General features: G+C 68.2%; 11 protein-coding genes and 1 rRNA gene. 2 read left to right on the top strand and 10 right to left on the bottom strand.

Annotated features, from left to right (window positions below; genetic code table 11):
• The 4 genes from ACIO9J_RS10970 to thyX form a co-directional block, all read right to left on the bottom strand.
• Positions 1-175 (bottom strand): 16S ribosomal RNA (locus tag ACIO9J_RS10970); the annotation flags it as partial.
• 543 nt (positions 176-718) lie between these two features.
• Positions 719-2404 (bottom strand): ribonuclease J, encoded by a 1686-nt coding sequence (locus ACIO9J_RS10965; protein WP_401995818.1) that lies wholly within the window; start codon positions 2402-2404, stop codon positions 719-721.
• Positions 2405-2553: 149 nt separating this feature from the next.
• Positions 2554-3453 (bottom strand): 4-hydroxy-tetrahydrodipicolinate synthase, encoded by a 900-nt coding sequence (gene dapA / locus ACIO9J_RS10960; RefSeq protein WP_401995816.1) that lies wholly within the window; start codon positions 3451-3453, stop codon positions 2554-2556.
• A 190-nt stretch (positions 3454-3643) separates the two neighbouring features.
• Positions 3644-4408 (bottom strand): FAD-dependent thymidylate synthase, encoded by a 765-nt coding sequence (gene thyX, locus ACIO9J_RS10955; protein ID WP_401995813.1) that lies wholly within the window; start codon positions 4406-4408, stop codon positions 3644-3646.
• 176 nt (positions 4409-4584) lie between these two features.
• On the opposite strand from thyX, the gene ACIO9J_RS10950 reads away from it, so the two are divergent.
• Together ACIO9J_RS10950 and ACIO9J_RS10945 are read left to right on the top strand one after the other, a co-directional pair.
• Positions 4585-4824: a hypothetical protein gene (locus ACIO9J_RS10950; protein ID WP_401995810.1), complete on the top strand. Its 240-nt coding sequence runs from the start codon at positions 4585-4587 to the stop codon at positions 4822-4824.
• Between the two features lie 145 nt (positions 4825-4969).
• Positions 4970-5530, top strand: coding sequence for a PH domain-containing protein (locus ACIO9J_RS10945; RefSeq protein WP_401995807.1), 561 nt, complete (start codon positions 4970-4972; stop codon positions 5528-5530).
• 54 nt (positions 5531-5584) lie between these two features.
• On the opposite strand, the gene ACIO9J_RS10940 is transcribed toward ACIO9J_RS10945, so the two are convergent.
• The 6 genes from ACIO9J_RS10940 to ACIO9J_RS10915 all read right to left on the bottom strand — a co-directional run bounded on the left by ACIO9J_RS10940 (position 5585) and on the right by ACIO9J_RS10915 (position 12850).
• Positions 5585-6037 (bottom strand): hypothetical protein, encoded by a 453-nt coding sequence (locus ACIO9J_RS10940; RefSeq protein WP_401995804.1) that lies wholly within the window; start codon positions 6035-6037, stop codon positions 5585-5587.
• Positions 6038-6050: 13 nt separating this feature from the next.
• Entirely contained in the window at positions 6051-6803 is a 753-nt protein-coding gene (gene dapB / locus ACIO9J_RS10935; protein ID WP_401995801.1) for a 4-hydroxy-tetrahydrodipicolinate reductase, read from the bottom strand.
• A 58-nt stretch (positions 6804-6861) separates the two neighbouring features.
• Positions 6862-8241, bottom strand: coding sequence for a M16 family metallopeptidase (locus tag ACIO9J_RS10930; protein WP_401995798.1), 1380 nt, complete (start codon positions 8239-8241; stop codon positions 6862-6864).
• On the bottom strand, positions 8238-10454 hold the full coding sequence (locus ACIO9J_RS10925) for a polyribonucleotide nucleotidyltransferase (RefSeq protein ID WP_401995796.1): 2217 nt from the start codon (positions 10452-10454) through the stop codon (positions 8238-8240). Before ACIO9J_RS10925 ends, ACIO9J_RS10930 begins: the two co-directional genes overlap by 4 nt.
• 357 nt (positions 10455-10811) lie before the next feature.
• A complete protein-coding gene (gene rpsO, locus ACIO9J_RS10920; protein WP_401995793.1) occupies positions 10812-11099 on the bottom strand; it encodes a 30S ribosomal protein S15 in 288 nt (95 codons plus the stop codon).
• A 275-nt stretch (positions 11100-11374) separates the two neighbouring features.
• Positions 11375-12850 carry a PQQ-binding-like beta-propeller repeat protein gene (locus ACIO9J_RS10915; RefSeq protein ID WP_401995790.1) on the bottom strand — a complete coding sequence of 492 codons (1476 nt, stop codon included), beginning with the start codon at positions 12848-12850 and terminating at the stop codon, positions 11375-11377.
• Positions 12851-12871: the final 21 nt, after the last annotated feature.

Raw genomic sequence — 12871 nt, 5'->3', positions numbered from 1 at the left:
TGTTATCCGGTATTAGACCCCGTTTCCAGGGCTTGTCCCAGAGTGAAGGGCAGATTGCCCACGTGTTACTCACCCGTTCGCCACTAATCCACCCCGAAGGGCTTCATCGTTCGACTTGCATGTGTTAAGCACGCCGCCAGCGTTCGTCCTGAGCCAGGATCAAACTCTCCGTGAATGTTTTCCCGTAATCGGGACCACACACACGAGAGCGGAACCAAGGAGAGGAATAATCCCCCTGGTTCACAGCGTCCTCGCTGTGCTGCCTGCACGACTCATGGCCGTACAGGACTTTTTCAAAGGAACCTCAACTCACCGAAGTGAGTCGGGGTATCAACATATCTGGCGTTGACTTTTGGCACGCTGTTGAGTTCTCAAGGAACGGACGCTTCCTTTGTACTCACCCTCTCGGGCTTTCCTCCGGGCGCTTCCCTTCGGTGTTTCTTTTGTTCTTGCGTTTCCGACTCTATCTGACTCTTTCGTGTCCGACTTCCTCGGTGCCTTTCCGGTTCCCGCTCCGGCCTTTCGGCTTTCGCGTTTCCCTTTCCGGCGAGTCCGACTTTATCAGAGATTCTGAGTCGGAATTCCCGCCCCGCTCGGTCCGTCCCAGGCACGTGAGTGCTCGGGGCTTCCCTCGCTGGCGGAGCCGTAAACCTAACGGAGCGGGGCGCCCCGATGCAAATCGAGGCGCCCCGCTCCGGAGATCACGCAGTCGTGAGGATCAGACCTCGACGACCACGGGCAAGATCATCGGACGTCGGCGGTAGTTGTCCGAGACCCATTTGCCCAGCGTGCGGCGGATGAGCTGCTGCAGCTGGTGGGGTTCGACGACACCGTCCTGCGCCGACTTGTCCAGGACTTCCTGGATCCGGGGCATCACGGCGTTGAACGCCGAGTCGTCGATGCCGGAACCGCGGGCCTGGATGGTCGGACCGCTGGTGATCTTGCCGGTGCTGGAGTCCACCACCACGAAGACCGAGATGATGCCCTCGTCGCCGAGGATCTTGCGGTCCTTCAGGGCGGGCTCGCCGACGTCGCCCACGGAGAGGCCGTCCACATAGACGTATCCGGCCTGGACCTTGCCGACGATCTTCGCCTTGCCCTCGACGAGGTCGACGACGACGCCGTCCTCCGCGATCACGATGCGGTCGTGCGGGACGCCGGTGAGGGCGCCGAGCTCGGCGTTGGCGCGCAGGTGGCGCCATTCGCCGTGGACCGGCATCAGGTTCTTGGGCTTGCAGATGTTGTAGAAGTACAGCAGCTCGCCGGCCGAGGCGTGGCCGGAGACGTGCACCTTCGCGTTGCCCTTGTGGACGACGTTCGCGCCCCAGCGGGTCAGACCGTTGATCACGCGGTAGACCGCGTTCTCGTTGCCCGGGATGAGGGACGACGCCAGGATCACCGTGTCGCCCTGGACGATCCGGATCTGGTGGTCGCGGTTGGCCATGCGGGAGAGCGCGGCCATGGGCTCGCCCTGCGAACCCGTGCAGACCAGGACGACCTCGCTGTCGGGCAGGTCGTCCAGCGTCTTGACGTCGACGACCAGGCCCGGGGGTACGCGGAGGTAGCCCAGGTCGCGCGCGATGCCCATGTTGCGGACCATCGAGCGGCCGACGAAGGCGACCCTGCGGCCGTACTCGTGGGCGGCGTCCAGGATCTGCTGGATGCGGTGCACGTGGCTGGCGAAGCTCGCCACGATGATGCGCTTGCGGGCGCCCGCGAAGACCTGGCGCAGAACGTTGGAGATGTCCCGCTCGGGCGGTACGAAGCCCGGCACCTCCGCGTTGGTCGAGTCGGAGAGGAGGAGGTCGATGCCCTCCTCGCTCAGCCGCGCGAACGCGTGCAGGTCGGTGAGGCGGCCGTCCATCGGCAGCTGGTCCATCTTGAAGTCGCCGGTGGCGACGACCATGCCCGCGGGGGTGCGGACGGCGACGGCCAGGGCGTCCGGGATGGAGTGGTTGACCGCGATGAATTCACAGTCGAACGGGCCGAGGTGCTCGCGGTCGCCCTCGGCGACCTCCAGCGTGTACGGCCGGATGCGGTGCTCCTGGAGCTTCGCCTCGATCAGCGCGAGGGTCAGCTTGGAGCCGATCAGCGGGATGTCCGGCTTCTCCCGCAGGAGGTAGGGAACACCGCCGATGTGGTCCTCGTGGCCGTGCGTGAGCACGATGCCCTCGATGTCGTCGAGGCGGTCCCTGATGGACGTGAAGTCCGGCAGGATCAGGTCGATTCCGGGCTGCTCCTCCTCGGGGAAGAGCACTCCGCAGTCGACGATCAGCAGGCGACCGTTGTACTCGAAGACGGTCATGTTGCGGCCGATCTCGCCGAGGCCGCCGAGCGGGGTGACCCGCAGGCCGCCCTTCGGGAGCTTCGGCGGAGCGCCGAGTTCAGGATGCGGATGACTCAAAAGACTCTCCTCACCACGCACGCCACGTACCTCCGGGGCACGTGGCGCGCATGACGTTCGTGCAGTAGCAGTTGTTGTGTGGGGTGCGGGCGGCCGGCAGCTCGTGTCGGGCCCGCGGTGTTTGGCTTATTCAGTTGTGAAGTCTGTGGTTACAGCTGTACCCCGCCGGCGGCGAGATCGATCTTGAGCTGGTGCGTCTCCTCGGGCGACAGCTCGACCAGCGGCAGGCGCAGCGGCCCCGCGGGCCGGCCCTGGAGGGCGAGCGCCGCCTTGGTGGTGATCACACCCTGCGTACGGAACATCCCGGTGAAGACCGGGAGCAGCTTCTGGTGGATCTCCGTGGCCTTCTGCACGTCACCGGTGACGTACGCCTCGAGGAGGGCGCGCAGCTCCGGGGTGACGACGTGGCCGACGACGGAGACGAAGCCGCACGCGCCGACGGACAGGAGCGGGAGGTTCAGCATGTCGTCGCCGGAGTACCAGGCGAGGCCGGAGCGGGCGATGGCCCAGCTGGCGCGGCCGAGGTCGCCCTTGGCGTCCTTGTTGGCGACGATCCGGGGGTGCTCGGCGAGGCGGACGATCGTCTCGGTGTTGATCGGTACGCCGCTGCGGCCCGGGATGTCGTAGAGCATGACCGGCAGTTCGGTGCTGTCCGCGATCGCGGTGAAGTGCCGGAACAGGCCCTCCTGCGGGGGCTTGTTGTAGTACGGCGTCACGGTCAGCAGGCCGTGCGCGCCGGCCTGCTGGGCGGCGCGGGCGAGCTCGATGCTGTGCCGGGTGTCGTTCGTGCCGACGCCGGCTACGACGTGGGCGCGGTCTCCGACGGCGTCCACCACGGCTCGTACGAGATCGTTTTTCTCCGCGTCACTGACGGTCGGGGACTCACCGGTGGTGCCGTTGATGACGAGGCCGTCATTGCCTGCGTCCACCAGGTGGGCGGCGAGCTGCTGCGCGCCGTCGAGGTCGAGTGCGCCGTCCGCCTTGAAGGGCGTGACCATGGCGGTGAGGACCCTCCCGAAGGGGGTCTGCGGAGTGGAGGTCGGAGCCATGGGTAACACGCTACTCGCTGCTCAGCGCGGGGTCGCCCCTCGGGGGATGTGAGCGGACCTGACAAGTGTGGAGCCCGGCACTGCCTGCTCGGGGGTTCAAGCAGTGCCGGGTCCGTTTGATCAGGCTAGATGAACTTCTCGAAATGCCGCAATACGGACACTTCACTCGGCCCACCCGTACATCAGTGCCTTACGGCGCCACGCGTCCGTTCTTGTTGAAGGCCGCGTGCGTCAGCGGCATCAGTTCGGCCCAGTGCTGCTCCATCTTCTCGCCGACCATCTCGATCTCCCGCTGCGGGAAGGACGGGACCGTGGCGAGCTCGTGCTGCGTGCGCAGGCCGAGGAAGTGCATGAGCGAACGGGCGTTGCACGTCGCGTACATCGAGGAGTAGAGGCCCACCGGGAGGACGGCGCGGGCGACCTCGCGGGCGACGCCCGCCTCGAGCATCTCCTGGTACGACTCGTACGCCTGACGGTAGGAGTCCTCCATGACCCGGCCCGTCAGCTCCTGCTGGGCCTGGGTGCCCTCGACGAACTCGTACTTCCCCGGGCGGCCCTGCTGGACCAGCTTGCGGGACTCACCGGGTACGTAGAACACCGGCTGGAGCTCCCTGTAGCGACCCGACTCCTCGTTGTACGACCAGCCCACGCGGTGGCGCATGAACTCGCGGAAGACGAAGATCGGGGCACTGATGAAGAACGTCATCGAGTTGTGCTCGAAGGGGCTGCCGTGGCGGTCCCGCATCAGGTAGTTGATCAGGCCCTTGGAGCGCTCCGGGTCCTTCTGGAGCTCCTCCAGGGACTGCTCTCCCGCGGTGGAGACACGGGCGGCCCACAGGACGTCGGAGTCGGTGGCGGCGTGCTTCACCAGCTCGACGGTGACCTCGCTGCGGAAGCTGGGCTTGAGGTCTTCGGTGGGGGTCTCGCTCACTGGCGGGGGTCCTTCCGTATGCATCACTCGGGCGGCGCCCACTCTATGGCCCGCCACTGACAATCGGCCGTTCGGTGACCCGCTACGACATTCTTCGACTAATTTGCCGAAACAGGGCACCTTTTGGGCGATTCGAGCGTCTGTCTAAGTAACAGAGTCAACAGAGCTCCGTTCGAGACCCGTGAGGAGAAGCGCGCCCCATGTTCCGTCGGCGAGAGCCCGTCCCGTTCGCCTTCATCGCCGAAGCCGACAAGTTCCGCAGCAACGTCACTCCCCCGCCCCGTGAACGCGCCTCGGCCAGTCAGGTCCTGGGGCGCACCCTGATGGGACTGACCGTGGTGGCCGGTCTCGTGGGATCCCTGATCTTCGGGATGCCCGCGATGTCCGCCGACCAGTCGCCCGCCAAGACACAGCAGTCCGAAGCGTCCGACGGACGCTGACAAGCACCTGACCTGCGCGGGTCCGCCGCCGTTGCACCAATGGCGGGGCAGGTACCCCCTTGGCCCCCCAAGGGTGGTCGCAGGGGACACGGCTCGATAGCCTCACCGGGCACAGCCCATGCGTGGATTGAGTGAGGATCAGCCCGTGCCCCTGCCCTTCCTGACCGCGGACCGCGCTTTCGACGAGAGGGCGGACGACTCCGCCCTGCCCTTCGACGACCGCGACCACTGGCGCCGGCCCTACCGGCCGGGACCGTGGCGCGTGGCGGCCGGCGCGCTCCTGCTGCTGCTTGCTTCCTTCGTGCTCCTCGCCGCCGTGATCATCGCGTTCGCCGGCTCCCTCACGGGGGCGGCGATCTGCGCGGGGCTCGCCGTGCTCGTCATCGCGGGCTCCCTGCGGTTGCTGCGCATGGGCACCTGGGTGAGCGCGCAGGGGCTGCGCCGCGTCGGCTTCCTGACGACCCAGACCGTGCCGTGGGCCCAGATCGCGGCCGTCCGGACGGCACAGCAGCCGGTGCGCTGGCTGGGGCTGCCCAGGACCGTACAGGGGCAGGCACTCATTCTCGTACGCCGTGATCAGCGGGCCGAGGGGCAGCAGCCGTTGCTGACCGACCGGAACGCCGACTTCCTGGCGCGGCACGAGGCCTTCGACCGGGCGGCCGACTCCATCGAGGTGTGGGCCGACGAGTACGGGCGCACGGCCTAGGACTCCCCCGCGGTCCTCGTCCGCCGTACCCGCCGGCCTCCGCACTCCGACGAACTACGCGCTGATCGCCCTGCCTTCGTGCAGGGCGATCGCGCGTTGCATGGCCTTGCGGGCGCGGGGGGTGTCCCGGGCGTCGTGGTAGGCGACGGCCAGGCGGAACCAGCAGCGCCAGTCGTCCGGGGCGTCCTCCGTCTCGGCCTTGCGCCGGGCGAAGACCTCGTCGGCCGAGTCGCGGTCGATGCGGCCGCCGGGCGTGCGCTTCAACTCGTCGACGGGCAGGCCGCCTTCGGCCTCCAGTTCGACGGCGAGGCGGTTGGCGTTCCGGACGAACTGGGTGTTCTTCCAGAGGAACCAGACGCCGATGACCGGCAGGATGAGGACGGCGACGCCGAAGGTGACGGTGAGGACGGTGCCGTGCTGTATCAGGAGCACGCCGCGGCTGCCGACCAGGACGAAATAGACGACCAGGACGGCAGCCGTGACGGCGTAGGTGATCTTCGCTCGCATGAGGGTCAGGCGCTCAGCTCAGGTCCAGGAAGTGTTCCAGGCCGAACGTCAGGCCCGGGGTGCTCACCACGCGGCGCGCGCCGAGCAGGATGCCCGGCATGAAGCTGCTGTGGTGCAGCGAGTCGTGCCGGACGGTCAGGGTCTCGCCCTCGCCGCCGAGCAGGACCTCCTGGTGGGCCAGGAGGCCGCGCAGGCGCACCGAGTGCACGGGAACGCCGTCGACGTCCGCACCGCGGGCGCCGTCCAGGGCCGTCGTCGTGGCGTCGGGCTGCGGGGCGCTGCCCGACGCCCTGCGCGCCTCGGCGATGAGCTGAGCGGTACGCGTGGCGGTGCCGCTGGGGGCGTCGGCCTTGTGCGGGTGGTGCAGCTCGACGACCTCGACGGACTCGAAGTACGGCGCGGCGATCTGCGCGAACTTCATCGTGAGGACCGCGCCGATGGAGAAGTTCGGCGCGACGAGCACCCCCGTCTCCGGCGACTCGGCCAGCGAGGTCCGAAGGCGCGCGAGGCGCTCGTCGGTCCAGCCCGTCGTGCCGACCACGGCGTGGATGCCGTGGCGTACGCAGAAGTCGAGGTTGTCCATCACCGAGTCGGGGTGGGTCAGTTCGACCGCGACCTGGGCGCCGGCCTCGGCCAGCGTCTCCAGGCTGTCGCCCCGGCCGAGCGCCGCGACCAGTTCCATGTCGTCGGCGGCCTCGACGGCCTTCACGGCCTCGGAGCCGATGCGGCCCTTGGCACCGATGACCGCCACGCGCAGCTTGCTCATGTCCTTCATTCCTTATGGAGTCGGTCCCCTTGGGGGACTACGCGACCGCTTGCCTGGACTACGCGACCGCTTCGTGGAGCCGGGCCGCCTGCTTGTCCTTGAGCGGGCCGATGGCCGAGAGGGACGGGCGGCGGCCGAGCACGTCGCGGGCCACCTCGCGCACCTCGTCGGGGGTGACCGCGGAGATCTTGGCCAGCATCTCGTCGACCGACATGTGCTCGCCCCAGCAGAGCTCGCTCTTGCCGATGCGGTTCATCAGGGCGCCGGTGTCTTCGAGGCCGAGGACCGTGGAGCCCGCGAGCTGGCCGATGGCGCGGCCGATCTCGTCGTCCGACAGACCGTGCTGGGCGACCTGGTCGAGCTCGTCGCGGCAGATCTTCAGGACGTCGTGCACCTGGCTGGGGCGGCAGCCCGCGTACACCCCGAAGAGGCCGGTGTCGGCGAAGCCCGACGTGTACGAGTACACGCTGTAGGCCAGGCCGCGCTTCTCCCGCACCTCCTGGAAGAGGCGCGATGACATGCCGCCGCCCAGGGCGGTGTTCAGGACGCCGAGGGCCCAGCGGCGCTCGTCGGTGCGGGCCAGGCCCGGCATGCCGAGGATGACGTGCGCCTGCTCGGTCTTGCGGTTGACGATCTCGACGCGGCCCGAGGTGCGCAGGGCGCGGGAGCCCTGGCGCGGGATCATCGGGGTCGCGTCGGTGCGCTGGAGGGCGCCTGCCTTCTCGAAGGCGGCACGGACCTGGCGTACGACCTTGTTGTGATCCACGTTGCCCGCGGCGGCGACCACCAGGTGGGTGGGGTCGTAGTGCTTGCGGTAGAAGCGGCGGATCCGGTCGGCGGTCAGGGCGTTGATCGTGTCGACCGTGCCGAGGACAGGGCGGCCGAGGGGGGTGTCGCCGAGCATGGTGTGCGCGAACAGGTCGTGCACGCAGTCGCCCGGGTCGTCCTCGGTCATGGCGATCTCTTCGAGGATGACGCCGCGCTCGGCGTCGACGTCCTCCTGGAGGATCAGGGAGCCCGTCAGCATGTCGCAGACGACGTCTATGGCGAGCGGCAGGTCGGTGTCGAGCACGCGCGCGTAGTAGCACGTGTACTCCTTCGCCGTGAAGGCGTTCATCTCGCCGCCGACCGCGTCGATCGCGGACGAGATGTCGAGGGCACTGCGCTTGCTCGTGCCCTTGAAGAGGAGGTGCTCGAGGTAGTGCGTGGCGCCGTTCAGGGACGGGGTCTCGTCCCTGGAGCCGACGTTCGCCCAGATGCCGAAGGTCGCCGAGCGGACGGAGGGCAGGGTCTCCGTGACGACGCGGAGGCCGCCGGGGAGGGTGGTCCTGCGGACCGTGCCGATGCCGTTCTCGCCCTTGATCAGGGTTTGGGTACGGGCGACGGCCCGCGCCTCCGAGGAGGTGCGGGCCGTCGTCGTGGTGCTACGCGACGTCACTTGTCGGTGTCGTCCTTCTGGTCGTCGCCCTCTTCGCCCTCGATGACGGGGATGAGGGAGAGCTTGCCGCGGGAGTCGATCTCGGCGATCTCGACCTGGACCTTCTGGCCCACACCGAGGACGTCCTCGACGTTCTCCACGCGCTTGCCGCCGGCGAGCTTGCGGATCTGCGAGATGTGCAGCAGACCGTCCTTGCCCGGCATGAGCGAGACGAACGCACCGAAGGTCGTCGTCTTCACGACGGTGCCCAGGTAGCGCTCGCCGACCTCCGGCATGGTCGGGTTGGCGATGCCGTTGATCGTGGCGCGGGCGGCCTCGGCCTGCGAGCCCTGCGCGGCACCGATGTAGATGGTGCCGTCGTCCTCGATCGTGATGTCGGCGCCGGTGTCCTCCTGGATCTGGTTGATCATCTTGCCCTTGGGGCCGATGACCTCACCGATCTTGTCCACCGGGATCTTGACGGTGATGATCCGCGGCGCGTTCGGGGACATCTCGTCCGGAACGTCGATCGCCTCGTTCATCACGTCGAGGATGTGCAGACGCGCGTCGCGGGCCTGCTTCAGCGCGGCGGCCAGGACCGAGGCGGGGATGCCGTCGAGCTTGGTGTCGAGCTGGAGCGCGGTCACGAACTGCTTCGTACCGGCGACCTTGAAGTCCATGTCACCGAACGCGTCCTCGGCACCGAGGATGTCGGTGAGGGCCACGTAGTGCGTGTCGCCGTCGATCTCCTGGGAGATCAGACCCATGGCGATACCGGCGACGGCGGCCTTCAGCGGCACACCGGCGTTCAGCAGCGACATGGTGGAGGCGCAGACCGAGCCCATGGACGTCGAGCCGTTGGAACCGAGGGCCTCGGAGACCTGGCGGATCGCGTAGGGGAACTCCTCGCGCGTCGGCAGGACCGGCACGATGGCGCGCTCGGCGAGGGCGCCGTGGCCGATCTCGCGGCGCTTCGGCGAACCGACGCGGCCGGTCTCACCGACGGAGTACGGCGGGAAGTTGTAGTTGTGCATGTAGCGCTTGCGGGTCACCGGGGAGAGGGTGTCCAGCTGCTGCTCCATGCGAAGCATGTTGAGGGTGGTGACGCCCAGGATCTGGGTCTCGCCACGCTCGAACAGCGCCGAGCCGTGCACGCGCGGGATGGCCTCGACCTCGGCGGCGAGCGTACGGATGTCCGTGACGCCACGGCCGTCGATGCGGACCTTGTCCTTGATGATGCGCTCGCGGACCAGCTTCTTGGTCAGCGCGCGGTAGGCACCGGAGATCTCCTTCTCACGGCCCTCGAACTGCGGGAGCAGCTTCTCGGAGGCGATCTCCTTGACGCGGTCCAGCTCGGCCTCGCGCTCCTGCTTGCCGGCGATGGTGAGCGCCTGGGCGAGCTCGGTCGTGACCGCGGCGGTCAGAGCCTCGAGCACGTCGTCCTGGTAGTCCAGGAAGACCGGGAAGTCGCCGGTGGGCTTGGCGGCCTTCGCGGCGAGGTCCGACTGGGCCTTGCAGAGCGCCTTGATGAAGGGCTTCGCGGCCTCAAGACCGGCGGCGACGACCTCTTCGGTCGGGGCCTCGGCGCCGTCCTTCACCAGCTGGATGGTCTTCTCGGTGGCCTCGGCCTCGACCATCATGATCGCGACGTCGCCGTCCTCGAGGACGCGACCGGCGACGACCATGTCGAAGACGGCGTCCTCGAGCTCGGTGTGCGTCGGGAAGGCGACCCACTGGCCCTTGATGAGCGCCACGCGCGTGCCGCCGATCGGGCCCGAGAAGGGCAGGCCGGCCAGCTGCGTCGAGCAGGAGGCGGCGTTGATCGCGACCACGTCGTACAGGTGGTCGGGGTTGAGCGCCATGATCGTCTCGACGATCTGGATCTCGTTGCGCAGGCCCTTCTTGAAGGAAGGACGCAGCGGGCGGTCGATCAGGCGGCAGGTCAGGATCGCGTCCTCGGAGGGACGACCCTCACGACGGAAGAACGAACCGGGGATCTTGCCGACGGCGTACTGCCGCTCCTCGACGTCCACCGTGAGGGGGAAGAAGTCGAGCTGGTCCTTGGGCCGCTTGGAAGCGGTGGTGGCCGACAGCACCATGGTGTCGTCGTCCAGGTACGCGACGGCGGAGCCGGCGGCCTGCTTGGCCAGGCGGCCCGTCTCGAAGCGGATGGTGCGGGTGCCGAACGTGCCGTTGTCGATGACGGCCTCGGCGTAGTGGGTCTCGTTCTCCACTGTTCTCCTACGTGTCTACGTTTTCGTCTTCTCGCCCCTTGGCCCGTGTGGCCCGGGGGCGTGTCCCGTGCGTCCTTCCCAGGACGGGGACGGTGTGGAGAAGCGCGCCGTGTGTGCGGGCCGGTCTTCGATCGAAGCACCCGGGGATGTCTCCGGGCGCCACTACCGAGGACCGGCGGCGGCTGGGTGCGCCTCTCCCCCGTGGGGGTTTTCGTCCGTGCGCCCCGGGGGCTTTCCTCACCCGCGGGACGTGCGTGTGTCACCAGACTACAAAGCGTCGGTGACACAGCGCATGTACAGCAAAGGGAGCGGCCCCCTTCGAGTGCCTCGAGTGGGAACCGCTCCCTTCACGCCGTCTTACTTGGCGCCCGCCGCACCGCGGCGGATGCCCAGGCGCTCCACCAGCGCACGGAAGCGCTGGATGTCCTTCTTGGCCAGGTACTGCAGCAGGCGGCGACGCTGACCGACCAGGATCAGCAGACCACGACGGGAGTGGTGGTCGTGCTTGTGCGTCTTGAGGTGCTCGGTCAGGTCGGAGATCCGACGGGAGAGCAGCGCGACCTGCACCTCGGGGGAGCCGGTGTCGCCCTCCTTCTGGCCGAAGTCGGTCATGATCTGCTTCTTCGTAGCGGCGTCGAGCGACACGCGTACTCCTCGTAGTCTTTTCGTGGCCACCGAGTGCCCCTGGTCCACATCTCAGGGGAGCTTCCATGACTCGGGAGGCGGGGATGAGCCGTCCGGACGGGCCCTCGCGGGTCCGAATCCTTGCGTTTCCGGTTCGGATCCTTGCGGGATCCGGGGGTACGCAGACTGACGGTCGTCACACAGGTTACCAGTCGGCATGCCGACGCTCCGCATCCGGGTGCGAGCGGACGCGCGCGGGGCAATCGGCGCAAGGGACGCAGGGCCCGGAGGCGCCGTCAGCCGCTGCTCTCGAATCCTGTCATCACCAGTTGGTGCGGACTGTCGCCCTTGATCCGCTCGACGTGAGTGATCGCGAGGAAGATCCTGCCGCGCTCGTACACCACGTCCGGTGGTTCGACGGCCGTCATCTCCGGCATCTCGGGGTTCCCGAAGAGCAGCAGGAGGGTCTCCTTGCCCGAGCCGGGGTCGAGGCTGACCGCGGCGGAGGGCGCGCTCGCGGCCTCCCTGTACGCGATGACCTTGTCGCCGCTCATGCGCAGGGGGAACATGGGGCGGCCCGTCTTGGAGTCGAATTTGCGCACGCCGTTCCCGGTGTCCAGGTCGAAGGCCACGACTTCGTTGGACGCCTGGCCCCAAGAGGTCTCCGGGGCGAAGTCTCGCGGCCGTGTCGCCATGTAGAGCTGCCGGTCCCCGACGACCACCCCGGCGCAGACCTCCACCTGGGAAGTGAAGGATCCGTCGCAGCCGTGGACGTAGCGGTCGCCCTCCAGGCGGATGGTGCTCCGCTGCCTGCCACGGTCGGTGAGGGCGATCAGGGTGGTCGACTCTATGTCTCCGGCCGCGACCGCGATGACGGGCGGCTTCGAGGAAGCGATCCTGACGCCCTTGATCCCCTGGGCGACCTTGTACGTCCACAGGGACTTGCCCGAGCGCGGGGCGATCCTCTGCACGCGGAACTCGGGGTCGGCGGAGTCCCCGCATTTCACCAGGGCGAGCAGGCTGCGGCCGCCGGCGAAGCCGAGGTCGGCGCAGTTCGAGGGTTTGGTGTCGGCCCAGAACCGCCTGCCGCTGGTCATGTCGTACGCCGCCGATGCCTGCCCGGTGGCGGCGACCACGGCGCCCCGTGTCATCGTCACGTTGACGTCCATGGCAGGACCGCTCTCACCGGGCAGCTTCTTGTCCCAGAGCTTCCTGCCCGTGTCCACGTCGAACACGGCGATCCGGTCGCAGGACACCGTCGCACTGTTCTGCGTCTTGTCACCCTTCGCCAGGCGCTGCCCCGCGTAGGCGACGGCGGTCCTGCCGTCCACGCTGACGTGCCGGGTCACGGCACAGACGGGCCCCCGGAACTTGATCTGCCACGCCTCTTCGGAGTCCTTGGTCCTGATGCCCCTGACGACGTTGCCGGTCCCCTTCGCGACGATCTTGTCCGTGGCCCACAGGCCGAGCGTCGAGGCCGCCTCGCCCTCCTTGAGCTTCTTGGCCGTGTACTCGGCCGCGGTACCGCCCTCGGGCGTCACGGGAGTCTTCTCGGCCGTCTCCCGGATCGCGTCGGGCGGCAGATCGGCCGACGCCGGCCGCGCATCCGCCGCTTCGCCACCGCTGGTAGCCCAGAGCACCCAGGCGCCGGAGCAGAGCGCCGCGATCAGAACGAGGACTACGCCGATGGTGATCGACGTACGCCTCTTCCTGCCCTCGGCTGCCGCGACCGCGGACTGGGTGAAGCGGGACGGAGGCGGGCCAAAGCTCACGCTGACGGGACCTCTCTACGA

It is taken from the genome of Streptomyces sp. NPDC087300, assembly GCF_044744425.1.
Lineage (GTDB): Bacteria > Actinomycetota > Actinomycetes > Streptomycetales > Streptomycetaceae > Streptomyces.
Note: the sequence above shows the minus strand (reverse complement) of the source record. Positions and strands in the feature narration are given on the sequence as shown.